Origin of the sequence: Hirschia litorea (genome assembly GCF_042665075.1) — a bacterium.
Lineage (GTDB): Bacteria > Pseudomonadota > Alphaproteobacteria > Caulobacterales > Hyphomonadaceae > Hirschia > Hirschia litorea.
In genome coordinates, this window is the sequence record NZ_JBHTBR010000002.1 from 947,661 (window position 1) to 963,357 (window position 15,697).

The window sequence follows — 15,697 nt, forward strand, 5'->3', positions numbered from 1 at the left end:
TCCCCTTTTGACCCAATTATTCAGGTCAGTTTTTATTCGTAGTTTGCCACCACCAATGATGTGTTAATTCCGCCAAACGCAAAATTACTCGATGAAAAGGCATTCTTAGACACATTGCGAACGTCGCCTTTTACGTAGTCGAGTTCTGCGCATTTAGGGTCAACATTTGAAAGGTTCGCAATCGGCGATATCTGCCCCCGTTTTAATTGCTCAATCCCCAACCATGTCTCAATCGCACCACACGCACCTAGCGTATGTCCAAAATTTCCTTTGAGCGTATGGAAAGGAACCTTGTCTCCAAACACAGCATGTGTCGCATGGCTCTCCTCCACATCCCCCGTCGCTGTTCCTGTACCGTGGCCAGAAATGAAAGACATGTCCTGCGCATCCATACCCGCCTGCTCTAAAGCTTGGCGAACCACAATTTCCTGTGTTTTCCGATTGGGCTGAGAAATATGTTGTCCATCGCAGTTTGTTGAAAACCCAACTATCTCAGCGACCGGTTTGGCACCGCGCGCGAGCGCATGTTCCAGCTCTTCAAGTATCAGAACGCCAGCAGCCTCACCGATGACTAACCCATCGCGGCTCTCATCAAAGGGGCGCACAGCATGCTGCGGGTCATCATTACGGGTGGAGGTGGCATACAGACGGTCAAAAACCATAGTCATGGTCGGACAAAATTCGTCCGATCCCCCCGCCATCATCAAATCTTGAGCACCAGATTTGATCGCTTCATAAGCATACCCAATCCCCTGCGCTCCCGATGTACACGCAGAAGACGTTGTGTAAACACGCCCCTGCAATCCAAAATAAACGCCCATATTCACAGGCGCAGTATGGCTCATCATGCGAATGTAACTTGTCGCATTCAAACCCTTAGCTTTCCCTCTTTCGAGAAATTCAACAAAATCAAGCGTTGCTGGCGTCGATCCATAAGACGAACCTGCCGCAACCCCCATCCGCCCACTTTTCACCACAGGATCATCTGTTAAGCCCGCATCCGCGAGCGCATTTTCTCCAGTTTTCACCATCATGACGGCAAGGCGCCCCATAGAGCGGCGTGCTTGACGTGGATAAGCTTTTTCGTGAATGAAGTGATCTGATGGACCACCAAGACGCGTGGACATATCAACCAGATATTCCCACTCTTCCATATAGCGAATACCCGTCTTAGCTTCGTCTAATTTGGGGCTAATCTCGGCAAAACTATCTCCCAGAGACGTAATTCCCGCCATTCCAGTCACAACAACACGGCGCATTAGATCAAGCCTCCATTCACGCCAATAACCTGACGTGTGATATAAGCTGCTTCTGGCTGGAAAAGAAAGGCAACCGTCGCTGCGACTTCATCCACACTACCTGCACGCTTCATCGGAATTGCCGCCATCACTTCTGGGCGCACATCCTCTGTCATACCTGTTTCGATTAGTCCTGGCGCGACGGCATTGACGGTAATTTTGCGACTCGCCAATTCAACTGCCAACGCCTTTGCAGCGCCAATTAGACCTGCCTTAGCCGCCGAATAATTAACTTGCCCCCGATTACCCATCACACCAGATACAGACGCCATAACTACAATTCGTCCACCTTTGCGACCACGCACCATAGGCATGGTTAGCGGGTGAACCACATTGTAAAATCCGTCAAGACTTGTACGAATAACATCATTCCAATCATCAGCCTCTATCGCAGGAAAGGCATTATCTCTTGTAATGCCTGCATTCGAGACGATCCCCCAAAAGGGGCCATTTTGAGCTAACTCTGCTTCTAAAAGAGACTTTGAGGCGTCTCGGTCAGTCACATCAAAACCTAAAGTTTTACCTTGGCCACCATCAGCAATTATCGCTGCTAGAGTTTCATCTGCGCCTGCTTTATCGCGTCCATAATGTACTGTGACGTGAAACCCCATTGCCCCAAGACGTATTGCGACACCACGACCAATACCTTTGGAAGCCCCCGTCACCAAAACACGCTTACCAGCATTCTCATTGTTCACACTCATTGTGAACTCCCACCCTGTCTAATAAATTCTTCCGGATTTTCGGGACTAAATACATTGATCGCACCATGCGCAAGTTGCTGGCCATGTATATCTTCTAATGTACAATCAAATGATTGCATTTCCCCTTCAGATAACAAGGCTTTAGCACGTACAATCAATTCATCCCCTTCTACAAACCAATCGCGCAGTACTGTATATTTGCGGCACCCCAACAAAAACCCAATCTTAGTGCCTAGCCCCACCTTAGCGCGGTTATAACCATCTTGCACGGCAATCGTCTGCGCCATAATTTCAAATCCTACATAGGAAGGAACACCGCGCCCTGCCACGTAAAATATATTGTCCTTATTGATCACCATTTTAGAGACGATATGCATTTGGCTTGATTCAAGAATCTCATCCACCAGCAACATGGGTGGGTCATGCGGTGCCAAAGTTTGAGTTGCTGGAAATTCGCGTTCTATCTGCATTAATTCGTCTTCTCGATAATCACAGCAATATTACTTCCGCCGAAGGCATAACTCGCACTCAGCATTCGGCGCATTGGTTTTTCTGGCTTTCCCTGCAGAGGCGCAAGATTGATTTGCGCCAAACTCTCATCTCTTTGCCCATCATACACATGCGGCGGCAAAATTTGCGCATCAAGTGCTATTATGTTGATCGCTACCTGCAATGCGCCTGCTGCCCCCAATGTATGTCCCGTCATACCCTTGCTCGATGCGCATGGAGTGTGCGTGCCAAAGACACGGTTCACCAATGTTGATTCCATCGCATCATTTAAGGGCGTGGCAGTACCATGCATATGAACAAAATCTATGTCAGAGGCTGAAATACTTGCACGCTCGAAAGCTTCCTTTAATGCCAGTTCAGCGCCCGCACCCGTCGGCTCAGGAGATGACATATGATAGGCATCAGAACTCTCACCCCACCCCGTCAGCTTCCAAGGTCCTTCATGTTTCGACACAATGAATAAAGCGCCGCCTTCGCCAATATTTATTCCGCATCTATTTTTGCTAAATGGCGCACATGCATGCGGTGACACGCTATCAAGCGCACTAAATCCATTTGTGGTTAGACGAGACAAGGAATCAACACCGCCGCAAATCACAGCATCAGCAATTCCCGAGTGAATAAAGCGTGCCGCAGCCGCAAGTGCTTTTGCGCCAGATGTACATGCCGTAGATACAGTGTGGCACGGTCCAGAAAACCCCACTTGCTCTTGTAAGTATCGCGCTGTATCGCCGAGCTCTTGGCGTGAAAACTCAAAATCTTCAGCCCACACACCCTTTTCAACACGTTGCCCCAGAGGACCAATAGCCTCCTCAACGCCCGTTGTGCTCGTGCCAATAACTCCAGCCACGCGATCTGCGCCATGCTTTGCCAGCGTGTCCGCTATAGCTTGCTTCATTTCCCGCAATAAATATCCGGTGATTTGATTGGTGCGCGTTTCACTAGAAAGATCGCTCGGCAGAGCACCAGATAAAGGCGCAACCATTGTTGTCAAACCACCCGCTAATTCTTCAACACGGTCAGGCCGAGGCGGCGATTTAGAGTTAAGGCTTTGCAATGTCTCCTCTCTATTCATTCCAAGGCGTGAACAGATGGAAAATGCGTTTATATATATATCACTCATGAGGCCGTCATCGCATCGCTGTAAATGGTAAGTGAATAGCCCAGATCAAAATTTGTCAGAACATAGTGGTCACGTCCACGCGCATCTTTTGTGTAATACATGATCTCTACGAGTTGGCGCGTATCATTATAAATTAAACGCTTACCATCGGTTTGAGATATATACGTACCTTCAGACAAAGCATTCTCAACCGCATTCGCAGGCCAGAAAACAAGGAACATATCCGCAAGAATGTTTAACCCCGACAAAGCATCTGGCGCAAAACTAGATCGCGTTTCAATCAGATCAATTTGCGTCCAATCTACCTCCATTACCCTAGGACCATTAGCCAGCATCATCACCACATTCACATGATCTGATTGTGCCGACACTACCGCCTGCAATGCTTGCGTGCGTCCATCATGGCGCGCAATCAATGTTTGAACTGCTTCTAATTTATCTGGAAAACCCGGTATTTTAGGGAGCGTCAACTCTACCCCCTTACCGATATTGGCCTTTGCCACTTGGGAGTGAACACCCGTCTCTTGCTTTAGAGACTGTGTTGACTGACACGCCGACACAATAGCCGACATGCCAATAAGGAGGGATATAAGAATTGTCTGACGCATTATATGTCGGCTTTGGTCAAAGCATCCATTAATTTGAAGAAGCGTTTAGGGTCTTTCACGATTGGATTTTTCTGATCCCAAGCATAACCCGCCAATATCGCTGTAAAATGCCGCGTAATATCTTCAGAACGCCCGTCCATAAAAATCATTCGCTGCAATAAGCCATCATACCAAGCATTTACACAGGCTCGGAAAGCTTCCACACCGCGTTTCAGCTCAACGTCAAAATCTTCGTGCCAATCAACCTCTTCTCCGCGCAATTGCTGATCAATCAATCCCGCCGCAAGGCTAGCCGATTTCATGGCAATAGTTACGCCAGATGAAAATACTGGATCAAGAAATTCTGCTGCATTCCCCAGCAGAGCATATCGCTCTCCATAGAGTTGCTTCACATTTGCTGAAAACCCAACAAGTTCAGTCGCTGGACGTGCCTCAACAGCATCTTTAAGAAAATCAGCCATAAGACCCGATGTTCTTACATAATATTCCAAACGCTCTTCTGCATCTGCGCCTGCTGCTTCTAGCGTTTGCGCCCCACCCACAACACCAATTGAGGATAGACCGTCAGCCAGTGGTATTAGCCACAACCACACTTTAGGATCGTCTGGATGCACAGAAATAAGGATTTTATTTCTATCAAAATCTGGGTGCGTAATATTGTCTGTGACATGCTTAAAACACGCACGGCGTACCGTCTGGTCTGATGGTGTTTCTAAATCCAACAGACGGGGCAAAACCCGACCAAAACCGGATGCATCTATCACAAAACGTGCATTGACCACGCGTGCCTCACCTGCCTCATTCGATATGTGCAATTGAGCGTGATCTGGCAGGTCTTCACTTGTAGAGTTAAAGGCTAGAACCGTCTCACCAAAAGAGACATCTGCCCCTTTAGCCTGTGCGCCATCAATTAGAACTTTATCAAATATTTCTCGGCGCACCTGATACACTGTACCTGGGCCCGGCGAAGATTTATCAGGAAAATATATGTCCTCATATTTGCTATCCATCGCAAAGGCGGCACCGTCTTTAAACTGAAACCCCTCTGCTTCAATGTCGCTCAACAATCCGGCCTGCTCGATAAACTCGACACAGTGAGGAAGTAAACTTTCACCTATCGAAAAACGCGGAAAATGTTGTCGCTCGAACACTTTTACGTTCCAGCCCTTTTGCACCAAAATAGATGCAGCAATTGCACCTGAAGGCCCTGCTCCAATAATGGCGACATCACACGCTTCATTTGGATTGGATTCATTTTGCATCAGACACATCCTTTGAAGCTAAATAATATGGTAAAGTTGAAAACACCAACGCACAGATAACGCCCAATGCCACAGTGATTCCAAAACTGCGTACAGGCAATGTCTCACTTAGTGCGAGTAATCCCATCGACAGTAAAGTTGTAATGCCCCCCACGAGCACGGACGCTTTCGACCACGTTTCACGATTACGTCCTGATTCCCACATGAATGCTGAATAATCTACACCTACACCAAACAAAACCATTGCCCCCGCCATAGAAAAGAAAGTGATAGGCTGCCCCAATAATGTTGGCAGGTAAATCCCGCAGAGCATAGCAGCAGCAGGTGTTAGAACAATGCTCAGTGCTCGGATATTTCTATAGATGATCCCAACAAATAGAAGCGCCACACCTACTGCCGCAACTAATGACCATGCGGCTAGAACGCGATAGCTGGCAAAAGCTTGTGAATATTGTCCAGCCATGTCCACTAAAGTAACGCCTTCAATGGATGTATCAGAAAGCACTATATTTTGCGGCGCTGACACTCTGGCGATTAGAAAGTGTTTGCCATTATCTACGACATGTAAATCTTCAAACCACGCAGGCTTGGCCGCATCCACCACCTCATTGCTAGCAGGCGGCAAGGTGGCCACACCCAACTGAGCAGCATGCACCCTACCATAAGGTGAGAAGAGCATATCCTCTAGTGCAGCACGGTTAGACCTACGCACTTCCAGAGAGGGATCAAAACGCGTCAAAGAAAACGTCGTCACATCTGGGCCAAGCACTTTGATAGCCGCTTCTTCTCTTCGCTTAGCTTCTTCTAAGTTCACGCCTTCTGAGACTAAAAACACTTGCGAAGACATTGACCCAACTATCTGAGACAATTGAACTTCTTGTGCGATAAGCTCTTTATTTCGAGGTTGAAATTCACGCACATCATCAAGCGATCTGGAAAAAATAAAGCCACCAATTGTAATCACACCAAGTCCTAAAGCGACATAAGCCGCTGTTCTTGAAACAGGCAGCGCTTTTGAAGCAAAAGATAGAACACGCATCCATCGAAAAGAAAGTACTTCTCTTCCATTTTTAGGTACGCGATCCAATGGCAAAAACACGAATAAAACCAAAGCCCAAGCGGTAAAAATACCAATTATGGCAAACACCGCCAACTGACGAAACATCGGCACGCCCAAAAACACCAAACCCGCAAACCCGGCTGCAGTCGTCAGCATGGACACAGTCATGGGACGCCATAAATGTCCGCGCCGGAATTTCTCCTCCGGCCAATTGTCATTCACACCTGTCGCCATTGCATGAACGGCATAATCCGCCACCACACCAACCAACATCGCTGCAAACACAAGCACCAACATATGAATATCTTGAAAAATCAATAAGGTAGCAGCAAACCCCGACAGGCAAGAGAAGGCAATTAAACTGGCAACAGCAAGCACATTTGTAACCCGCCCAAAGACAAACCAGAATAAAGCCACAACGCCAACAATACCAATTCCGCCGATAAACGACATCTCAGTTTTTGCAGAATTGGCTCCATGTGCAGCATGAAAAACAGCTCCTGTGCGTGCTAATTCAACACCTTTTGGAGCCCATTCCTCTTCCCACGTACCAATACGTTCTATTACTTGTGCTTGAGTATCTAAAGCGAAGGCCGGACGCGTTAATTTTCCTGACAAAAGAGACTGATTTTTAGGGATAAGTGCTGCACCTTGAGACAAGCACTCCGACAATCGCAATGTTAGCAAAAACGGGTCTGCTCGCAGTAAATCCCCTGTGATTGGCGCACCAACACCATAAACTTTAGCAAGCGCCTGTTTACGAATATTTTGGGCAATTTCGTCGGATAAGTTTGCTGCCGGCTCACAGAGAATTTCTTCACGGTTTGCAAACACCCAACGGCCTAATCCATCCATATCTGCCATGTCATCAGCAAATAAGTTACCTTGCATAAGCTTTTGCTTAAGGCTCGCCATTGCCTGCACATTCAGCCCAGATTGTGTTGTGTCCGTTACCAGAAAGACGACTCTGTTCGACGCGACCTCTCCTGAGCGATCCATTGCTGCTTTAACGGACGACGCGAGCGTTTGGTTGGGGAGAATGGACTTAATATTTGTGTCTATCGGTAGTCCGTTGGATGCACGCGCAACGACTATTGCAAGGCTAAGTACGAGCCAAACCACACACGCACATGCGCCCCATTTATTTTTCACTAGCCCCCACACGTCAGGCTCTATCCTTTTGAAAACGTGACGAAAATCACATCTCCATTTGATTGTTTGACTTTGATTGAGTCTATTTTTGTGCACCCAGTCACATCAATTGCGATCACGTGTTTTGCCATTTCCTGTGCTTTAGGCATCAGGGAAAGCCCCCAACCCGTTTCATTTTGAATTTCGGTTACAATGTAATTTTCATCCACGCCTCTCAAATCACCTTTGAGAAGGTTTACCAAACCACTTTGTGACAACATGGGATTTGCAGCACCAGCAGCGCCGACTGGTTCTGCCGGTCCGCCCTCGATAGATTGGGTCATACCGGATTCGGAAATTACTGTAGAAATTTCAATAGGATCTGACACCGTCCACGTAATAGAATCACTTGCCACAATCGCAGCCCCAGATGATACAAGCGCTTGATCAATTCCCTTCAAGTGTCGCTCTTGCACAAAGTGTCTGCTTCCTAATTCTTGAGCAACCTTTTGAGGCGCTAAACATGCCTGTTCTCCCGCAGGAACAGCTTGGGCAGTAATTAGAAAAGAAAAACTCATCAACAATGATATCATGCTCGGAAAGGCTCCAATTTGTCGCGAAACACTTTGGGCGTCTCCCATTGCATCTCATTCGTCTTTAAATCCACAGCAACATGCGTTGTATAGGCTTTGCACAATCGTTGCTTGGTTTCCATGTTACGGATTTCAAAGTCAATTTTAAGGCGGTTTTCCCACTCTGTCAGACCCGCAATAATTACAACTTTTTGACGCAACAACATAGGATGAGCATAGCGGATATTCATTTCTATCACAGGCCAACCATAGCCGGACCTCGCCATCTCATCGTAATTATATTCAATTTTATCAAGGAGTTCGACGCGACCAAGTTCAAAGAAGCGCGGATAATTGCCGTGCCATACAATATTCATTGGGTCGATATCATGAAACTGCGCTTGGCTAATAGTTTCTGCTTTTACGATTGCGCGTCTCATTCTATCCCCTGTCCATTTCGCTCATTAGCCACCTTAGAATCACTATCGGCGGGTGACTTCAAATCCTTATCAGAGGAAGATTTCGAGGTCTCGTTGGAAAAATCATTCCAAAAGTCAAAGAAGTTAAACCACTGCATGGGGGCCTCCTGCAATGCCTCTTCTAATAGGCTGGCATAGCGCTGGGCATAGGTCTGCAATGCATCTGCTCTATCTCTGCGTGGCAGCTGCAAGGGGTCTGCAAAGGGTCTGAACATTATCGAGAATGGGGGCTTAGATTTCGTGCGGATACAAGACAGAAAAAATGTCGGACATTTTAACGCTGCACCTAGAATATAAGGACCAATCGGAAATTGAGCTTCTGCACCTAAAAACTGCACAGGCACTGTACTCTCTTTTGAGGTGCCGCGAGGAGGTGGCCTATCCGCAGCCATCACAACCCACTCTCCTGCTTCGACGCGCGACGACAATTGCATAGCTACAGAAATATCAATTTCACTTACCTGAATAAGACGCACTGATGAGTGGTCTGAAAACTGATTGATCACGGAATTAAATTGCTGTGCATTCTGCGTATGCATTAATACAGTCACTGAGAAACGGCGGTTTACTGTAGCTACGGCACGGATGAGTTCAGGATTGCCCAAATGCCCCGTAAGGACCAATCCGCCGCGACCAGATTTTTTAGCAGCATCAAAAGCCCCGCCATCCACACCTGATACATGTGTATTATCTATCTCACCGGTCCAACTGGCCAACTTATCAAGCATGGAACCTGTAAATGCCATAAAGTGGACAAACCCAGTCCAAAAACTAGGCTTCTTTTTTATCAACCCTTTCTCATACGCTCTATTGAGATACGCCCGCGAGGCGCGTCTTTGCACGCCTCCCGTAAGATAAAAGAAGAAAACAACGGGTGCTAAAATGATCATCGACACTCGTCGGCCAACAATTTTGTAAATGCCTGCCGAAATCAATATGCCTAATCGCGTCCCTCGTTCAGATTGAGACGCCCAGTTTTCTGATTCTGTTTTGGATTGCGTCATAGGAAACTAACAAACCTTTCAATCTTCAAATGTGAATTGATATCCAAATGCACCGAAGCATACATCCAAAACTATAATTTCTAGCCGTCTACTTTTATGAAATTTTTCCAGACCATAGCAAGCGCATGACCCTTGTTTAGATGTTTAAAATTTATGGTCAGCAAAAGGTTACCAGAAAAGCGCAATAATTTCTGATGAACCACATCTGTTTTTTTACGTTAATTCGCTAAGGTCATTTCAGAAGACCAGACCTAAGACGCTGTCGCCCATGCATTCTAAAAAAACCTGATCAACAAGGTTGAATGTATGGGCATAGCGTTCTCAACACCTCCTCGATATTCTGCCCAGCGAGCTGAAGGAATTTAACCGTGCGTTACTTTGTCGATTGTGAATTCAACAGCTTTGGTGGAGACGTTCTCTCAATTGCGATAGCTCCAGAGCACGGAAAACCTTTATATCTGGCACGCCCTAAAAACGAAATTGCTGCGCTAGTCCGCGAAGATAAAATAGACCCATGGGTCGTAGATTATGTTTTGCCTGTCATATCCGCGAACGGCTTATCACCGACCTATGTTGACCGCAGCCAATGGGGTTTGGAACTCCAGCGTTTCTTGCGTGGGGATACTGACATTGTGTTTGTTGCTGATTGGCCAGAAGATATTGCTCACCTCATGCAAGTCATGATGATCGCGCCAGGCGGCATGATTAATCTTCCCTGCTTTAAAGTAGAGATGCGTCGCGTGGATGCATATTTTACCAATCTTGAAGGTGCAGTCCGTCACAATGCTTTGTGGGATGCTTTAAGTCTTCGTAATTTATACCTTATGGAAAATGGGGAACTTCCTGCTCCGATGGCAAAACGCGCTTAAGATTGATAATCCACATTCCAGACAAAAAAATATCTCCCCTGATCACATCCGGGGAGATTTTGGCATCTCATACACAGTAAGAGGAAAATGGTACCGCCTCCGGGTCTCGAACCTGGGACCTCCTGGTCCACAACCAGGCGCTCTAACCTACTGAGCTAAGACGGCACATTTTTCATCAACAATGAAGTTGAGGAGGGGTTGATAAATCGAATGCGCAAACTCTGCAAGCCTGAATTTGCGCAAATTTCGAATTACATGACCGCATAGCCCTTAGAATTGATATAGTTTGTCAATTCTCTGACCCTTGTATCAGGGCTTGGGTGGGTCGACATCCACTCTGGAGGGGCACCTTCGCGATTTTGACCCATTTTTTCCCAGAGGCGAACTGATTCTTTTACGTCATATCCCGCAGCATACATAGAATCGACACCAAGAAGGTCAGCTTCTAATTCATGTTTACGTGAAAATGGCAAAATGATTCCCAATGACAAACCTGCACCTGCAGCCGCCATAATCATTTGTTGCTCTGTGCTCGAAAGGTCTGATGCAGCAGTCGCAACGGTTGTACCAACAAGCGCAACTTGTCCCAAAGTTTGCTGGCTCATACGTTCATTTGAGTGACGTCCCTCAACGTGACCCACTTCGTGACCCAATACAGCTGCGACCTGATCATCATTGTCAGAGTAATCAAGAAGACCTTTATAGAAACCAACTTTCCCGCCCGGCATCACGAACGCATTTTTTTGATCAGAATCAAAAACAACAAACTCCCAATCAGCGTCAGCAAGAGATGGAGTACGTTGGGACGCAACTTTTCTGATACGGTCACCAATACGCAGCAGACGTGCATTTGCGGCACGATCAGTTGAGATGGGTGTTTCCTGCTTTGTCTGTGCCCATGCGCTGGCAGACATCTGCACCAGCTGAGAATCAGACATGAAAGTAAGCTGTGAACGCCCTGTTGCAGGGTTGGTTGAACAACCAGCTACGCTAGCACCTGAAAATGCGACAATAGTTCCGGCCCATAAGCCACGCACAACATCACGACGATGTAATTGTACTGGTCCATTTGCGCTTTGTACGATCTGGTGATTGTTACACATTACCCAATCCCTCCTCAAATTTTGATAAGGTTAAGTTTACCATAAAGTACATTATGGAAAACCCTTTTATGTTCGATAGTTAGAGATAAAATATCATCTAGTGCATGAATAGGACATGAGCGCCGAGCTAAACTGCCCTCTGGATTGGAGGTTGTAGGCTTTCTCTAAGTTGTCAAAAGCACACCAAATCTGCCGTAATTTAGAAGAAAATGCCGCTATTCATTCAACATCTTTCTAAACTTACTTTGCTATATGTTTCCTATTACATCTTTGAAGGATTACCCTAATGGCCAAAGCTCAGTTTCATAAAAATCAAAAAGTCTTTGTGAAAACGGTCGGCACATGGGCCGTAGTTGAGAAAGTTATCCCACAATGGGTTAAAGGTCTCGATGAACCTTTGAAAATCCACTATGATGTCGGACTTGGACGTGAATTTGCCGCCACTGAACTTGCTGCGGACAAAGCGAACGGTCCAACGGATGCTGTCGGCGACTTAGAAAGCTGGCGTGTGGTGAGAGAGAAAAACCGCTGGAAAGAGGCAGGTGATGCATCCGACCACCCTCACCCCGGAAGCTTCCCAAAAGTTGTTACAGATGAAAAAGATTGGGGTGGCTGGCGTGTACCAAGTTCAGAATATGACCGCGACCCGCTAAAAATCGAATTTCAGGCGCGTATTATTTGTGCTGCTCCCCAATTGATGAAACTTGCTAAAGTGTTGTCACGTTGCGCAGCGCAAGATGCAGATGATCTACCAAATGACATTGTTCAATTGGCGAAACAGGGAACAACTCTGCTTCGTACAATTTATGACACACCAAACCAAAGCGGTGACATACCGAGAGCTGCAGAGTAATTTTACTTTGGATACGCGCTCTTTGTGCACGTTAACTGCGTTATTTGGAGCAGTATTCCCAGTATTAAATACTTAGAACGGTCCGGCCCATCTTTTTTACTACCTGAAAGACTCCACCAATTTGCCTGTAATCAGGCAAAATTAGGGAAAGTCCCTCCCTCAAATGATCAATTTTAAACATAGGTTTGAAATAGAAGTTGATTTTCACATGATTCAACTGTCACGAGGTTTAAATGTATTCTAAAAACAGCTATCTGCTAGGATAGATTGTACTCTTTAGATAAGAGACGGATACATACGGAGTTCTATTTCATGCGCACGGATACGCCACCACCGGTTCGACTTGTCGATTACCGCCCCTATCCATTTGCCTTAGATCACGTAAATCTGGAATTTTTTCTAGAGCCATCCAAAACACGCGTTCGCAATAAAATGACGGGACGCCGCGTTTTTGGTGAACACGCTCTCATGAATTTGCACGGTGAAAATCTAAAGCTGATTTCTATCGCGTTGAACGGACACATTCTCCCAGAAAATCAGTATGAACAAACTGATGAGGGATTGAATATCCACATGCCGGCGGGTGAATTCTGTCTGGAAATCGAAACAGAAATTTCACCAGAAGAAAACACACAACTTTCTGGACTATATATGTCTGGTGGACGTTTCTGCACACAATGTGAAGCTGAAGGCTTCCGTCGTATCACCTTCTACCCTGATCGCCCCGATGTGCTAGCTCCGTTCGATGTGCGGATGGAAGCAAACAAAGAAAAATACCCTTACCTCCTCTCCAACGGAAACCCCGGAAAAAGTGGCGATATTGGAACTGATCGTCACTATGCTGAGTGGAGCGACCCGCACCCTAAACCATCATATTTGTTTGCACTCGTCGCTGGAGATTTTGACGTCTACACAGATAGCTTCACGACAATGTCTGGCAAAGAGACACCGCTCGCAATTTATGTTGATAAGGGCGACTATGATCGTTGCGCCTATGCGATGGATTCTCTGAAGCGCTCCATGTCATGGGATGAAGATGTATTTGGACGCGAATATGATTTGGATGTTTTCAACATAGTTGCTGTAAGAGACTTCAACTTCGGTGCGATGGAGAACAAGGGCCTCAACATATTCAACGCCGCCTATGTGCTTGCCGATGGTAAGACAGCCACTGACGCTGACTTTGAAGCAATAGAAAGCATTGTTGCCCACGAATATTTTCACAATTGGACAGGTAACCGCATCACATGTCGTGATTGGTTTCAGCTCTGCCTGAAAGAAGGTCTAACGGTTTATCGTGACCAAGAGTTTTCGGCTGATATGCGCTCTCGTGCTGTTACACGCATCAAAGATGTCATCCGATTGCGCGCACGTCAGTTTAGCGAAGACGGCGGACCGCTTGCTCACTCTGTTCGTCCTGATGAATATGCACGGATTGATAATCTCTACACAGCGACTGTTTACGAAAAAGGTGCGGAACTCATCCGCATGCTTCGCACGCTTATTGGTGATACAGCTTTCTTTGCAGGATTGAACCGCTATTTCGACACATATGACGGACAAGCGGCGACGATTGAAGATTTCCTAAATTCATTCCAATTATCAACTTCTGAAAACATCAAAGAGTTTGCAAATTGGTATTCTCAATCAGGAACGCCAGTTGTGACTGCTTCGGGTGTCTATGATTCAATAGCTCGCACCTACACCCTAACAGTTGGCCAGCGCACTGAACCAACCCCTGGACAACCCGATAAGCTAGCCCTTCCCATCCCCCTAAGAACAGCGCTATTTTCAAATAAGGGGCGTCGCCTTTCAACAAAGCTGAATGGCGAGATTAATGATGAGCACTTGGTTGTATTGCGTGATTTCGAGCAAGTCTTTGTCTTTACAGATGTAAGCTCTGCGCCAATTCACTCACTTAACCGCGGCTTCTCAGCACCGATTAAATTAAAAGACGGTTTGAATGATGCCAACCGTTCGACATTGGCCGCTGCCGACAATGACCCATTTGCGCAATGGGAAGGCTTGCAAACTCTAGCACGTGGCCTGCTTATTGATCTTGCCTCAAACGAAGATGGCTCCATGAATGACCGCATCCACGCCTTTGTGGATGCAATTGATGAGGCATTTACAGCCGCAATTGATGATCCGGCCTTTGCTTCGCTCATTTTGCGCCTACCTAGCGTTGGTGAATTGATCCAAGATCAAAATGCATCAGACCCATCAAAATTTCATGCCGCAAGATTGACATTGAAACGCGCGATTGCACGTCATATTGAAAACTCACTCGTTGCGACGATTCAAAACCAAGAAACTGGCCCGTTTGATCCATCGGCAAGTGCTGCTGGTCGTCGCGCACTCAAAGCAACAGCAATTGATCTACTTTCAAGCCTGCAAAACGAACATGCACAACGCATTTCAGACAATTTCCACTCTGCCACGACCATGACCGAAATACTCGCGTCTATGAATGCACTTGGAAATATTGAAGGTGGCGGCGCAGAGGGTGAGCTGTTTGACAATGCTCTAACTGTGTTTGAGGAAAAGTGGAAAGACAGCGCACTCGTCATGGACAAATGGTATTCTGTTCAAGCGATGTCTGTACGCTCGGATTTGCGTGCACGTCTTCAACGCCTTTGTGCACGAACTGATTTCGACCTTAAAAACCCAAACAGGGTACGCGCAGTGGCTGCTGCATTTGCAATGAATAACCCAGTTGCGTTTCATGCGCCCGACGGCTGGGGATATGAATTCTTAACCGACATTATCTTGAAAGTAGATGGGTTAAACCCTGCACTCTCAGCACGATTGGCGACGGCTTTTGAAAACTGGAGACGCTTTTCATCTGACCGTCAGATTCATGCAGAAAAACAACTACGCCGTTTGGATGATGCAAATCTATCTAAAAACGCGCAGGATATCATCACGCGCGCTTTAGCACTAAGCAGCAGCTAGACAACGCGCTCTTAAAATTCACCTATCACTAAGGCCATTGGATAATTTGCACTCTGATGGCCTTTTGATTGCTGAATAAGAATTAACGAATCTCTCAATGCGTGGGTTAATCTCTGTTCATCTACACTCTCAATTTGCGTCAAAATGAAACATAAAAATCTCGCTT

Annotated in this window: 14 protein-coding genes and 1 tRNA gene; 3 read left to right on the plus strand and 12 right to left on the minus strand. The window is 46.5% G+C overall.

The features are described from left to right. Positions 1-32: 32 nt before the first annotated feature. From ACFQS8_RS04415 to ACFQS8_RS04460, 10 genes are read right to left on the minus strand one after another with little or no spacing between them, the layout of a single operon-like run. Positions 33-1,259 carry a beta-ketoacyl-ACP synthase gene (locus ACFQS8_RS04415; protein ID WP_382166051.1) on the minus strand — a complete coding sequence of 409 codons (1,227 nt, stop codon included), beginning with the start codon at positions 1,257-1,259 and terminating at the stop codon, positions 33-35. Further along, on the minus strand, positions 1,259-2,002 hold the full coding sequence (locus tag ACFQS8_RS04420) for a 3-ketoacyl-ACP reductase FabG2 (RefSeq protein ID WP_382166052.1): 744 nt from the start codon (positions 2,000-2,002) through the stop codon (positions 1,259-1,261). The genes ACFQS8_RS04415 and ACFQS8_RS04420 overlap by 1 nt, the downstream gene beginning before the upstream one ends. Beyond that, positions 1,999-2,472 (minus strand): hotdog family protein, encoded by a 474-nt coding sequence (locus ACFQS8_RS04425; RefSeq protein ID WP_382166053.1) that lies wholly within the window; start codon positions 2,470-2,472, stop codon positions 1,999-2,001. Before ACFQS8_RS04425 ends, ACFQS8_RS04420 begins: the two co-directional genes overlap by 4 nt. Then, positions 2,472-3,635 carry a beta-ketoacyl-ACP synthase gene (locus ACFQS8_RS04430; RefSeq protein ID WP_382166054.1) on the minus strand — a complete coding sequence of 388 codons (1,164 nt, stop codon included), beginning with the start codon at positions 3,633-3,635 and terminating at the stop codon, positions 2,472-2,474. The genes ACFQS8_RS04425 and ACFQS8_RS04430 overlap by 1 nt, the downstream gene beginning before the upstream one ends. Continuing rightward, positions 3,632-4,243, minus strand: a complete 612-nt coding sequence (locus ACFQS8_RS04435) for a DUF3261 domain-containing protein (protein WP_382166055.1) — start codon at positions 4,241-4,243, stop codon at positions 3,632-3,634. The genes ACFQS8_RS04430 and ACFQS8_RS04435 overlap by 4 nt, the downstream gene beginning before the upstream one ends. Beyond that, complete coding sequence (locus ACFQS8_RS04440; protein WP_382166056.1) at positions 4,243-5,505, minus strand: NAD(P)/FAD-dependent oxidoreductase; 1,263 nt, start codon at positions 5,503-5,505, stop codon at positions 4,243-4,245. Before ACFQS8_RS04440 ends, ACFQS8_RS04435 begins: the two co-directional genes overlap by 1 nt. Then, a complete protein-coding gene (locus ACFQS8_RS04445) occupies positions 5,495-7,717 on the minus strand; it encodes an MMPL family transporter (RefSeq protein WP_382166057.1) in 2,223 nt (740 codons plus the stop codon). Before ACFQS8_RS04445 ends, ACFQS8_RS04440 begins: the two co-directional genes overlap by 11 nt. A 20-nt stretch (positions 7,718-7,737) precedes the next feature. Continuing rightward, the gene (locus ACFQS8_RS04450) at positions 7,738-8,289 is read right to left on the minus strand and encodes a LolA family protein (protein WP_382166058.1); all 552 of its coding nucleotides are present in this window, start codon (positions 8,287-8,289) and stop codon (positions 7,738-7,740) included. Continuing rightward, positions 8,286-8,708: an acyl-CoA thioesterase gene (locus ACFQS8_RS04455; protein WP_382166060.1), complete on the minus strand. Its 423-nt coding sequence runs from the start codon at positions 8,706-8,708 to the stop codon at positions 8,286-8,288. The genes ACFQS8_RS04450 and ACFQS8_RS04455 overlap by 4 nt, the downstream gene beginning before the upstream one ends. Then, positions 8,705-9,751, minus strand: coding sequence for an LpxL/LpxP family acyltransferase (locus ACFQS8_RS04460; protein ID WP_382166061.1), 1,047 nt, complete (start codon positions 9,749-9,751; stop codon positions 8,705-8,707). Before ACFQS8_RS04460 ends, ACFQS8_RS04455 begins: the two co-directional genes overlap by 4 nt. Before the next feature lie 368 nt (positions 9,752-10,119). Between ACFQS8_RS04460 and ACFQS8_RS04465 the strand changes: the two genes are divergently transcribed. Then, a complete protein-coding gene (locus tag ACFQS8_RS04465; RefSeq protein WP_382166062.1) occupies positions 10,120-10,620 on the plus strand; it encodes a hypothetical protein in 501 nt (166 codons plus the stop codon). A gap of 88 nt (positions 10,621-10,708) precedes the next feature. Here the strand turns inward: ACFQS8_RS04465 and ACFQS8_RS04470 are convergent. Together ACFQS8_RS04470 and ACFQS8_RS04475 are read right to left on the minus strand one after the other, a co-directional pair. After that, positions 10,709-10,785, minus strand: a tRNA-His gene (locus ACFQS8_RS04470). Between the two features lie 86 nt (positions 10,786-10,871). Then, positions 10,872-11,723, minus strand: coding sequence for a M48 family metallopeptidase (locus ACFQS8_RS04475; protein WP_382166063.1), 852 nt, complete (start codon positions 11,721-11,723; stop codon positions 10,872-10,874). 286 nt (positions 11,724-12,009) lie between these two features. On the opposite strand from ACFQS8_RS04475, the gene ACFQS8_RS04480 reads away from it, so the two are divergent. Both ACFQS8_RS04480 and pepN read left to right on the plus strand, forming a co-directional pair. Continuing rightward, a complete protein-coding gene (locus ACFQS8_RS04480; protein ID WP_382166064.1) occupies positions 12,010-12,576 on the plus strand; it encodes a hypothetical protein in 567 nt (188 codons plus the stop codon). A gap of 312 nt (positions 12,577-12,888) precedes the next feature. After that, a complete protein-coding gene (gene pepN, locus ACFQS8_RS04485; protein ID WP_382166065.1) occupies positions 12,889-15,531 on the plus strand; it encodes an aminopeptidase N in 2,643 nt (880 codons plus the stop codon). Positions 15,532-15,697: the final 166 nt, after the last annotated feature.

What these genes read in the sequence shown, in the direction of transcription:
- ACFQS8_RS04415 (WP_382166051.1), bottom strand. Translation starts at nt 1,259, where the DNA reads ATGCGCCGTGTTGTTGTGACTGGAATGGCGGGAATTACGTCTCTGGGA.
- ACFQS8_RS04420 (WP_382166052.1), bottom strand. Translation starts at nt 2,002, where the DNA reads ATGAGTGTGAACAATGAGAATGCTGGTAAGCGTGTTTTGGTGACGGGG.
- ACFQS8_RS04425 (WP_382166053.1), bottom strand. Translation starts at nt 2,472, where the DNA reads ATGCAGATAGAACGCGAATTTCCAGCAACTCAAACTTTGGCACCGCAT.
- ACFQS8_RS04430 (WP_382166054.1), bottom strand. Translation starts at nt 3,635, where the DNA reads ATGAGTGATATATATATAAACGCATTTTCCATCTGTTCACGCCTTGGA.
- ACFQS8_RS04435 (WP_382166055.1), bottom strand. Translation starts at nt 4,243, where the DNA reads ATGCGTCAGACAATTCTTATATCCCTCCTTATTGGCATGTCGGCTATT.
- ACFQS8_RS04440 (WP_382166056.1), bottom strand. Translation starts at nt 5,505, where the DNA reads ATGCAAAATGAATCCAATCCAAATGAAGCGTGTGATGTCGCCATTATT.
- ACFQS8_RS04450 (WP_382166058.1), bottom strand. Translation starts at nt 8,289, where the DNA reads ATGATATCATTGTTGATGAGTTTTTCTTTTCTAATTACTGCCCAAGCT.
- ACFQS8_RS04455 (WP_382166060.1), bottom strand. Translation starts at nt 8,708, where the DNA reads ATGAGACGCGCAATCGTAAAAGCAGAAACTATTAGCCAAGCGCAGTTT.
- ACFQS8_RS04460 (WP_382166061.1), bottom strand. Translation starts at nt 9,751, where the DNA reads ATGACGCAATCCAAAACAGAATCAGAAAACTGGGCGTCTCAATCTGAA.
- ACFQS8_RS04475 (WP_382166063.1), bottom strand. Translation starts at nt 11,723, where the DNA reads ATGTGTAACAATCACCAGATCGTACAAAGCGCAAATGGACCAGTACAA.
- ACFQS8_RS04480 (WP_382166064.1), top strand. Translation starts at nt 12,010, where the DNA reads ATGGCCAAAGCTCAGTTTCATAAAAATCAAAAAGTCTTTGTGAAAACG.
- pepN (WP_382166065.1), top strand. Translation starts at nt 12,889, where the DNA reads ATGCGCACGGATACGCCACCACCGGTTCGACTTGTCGATTACCGCCCC.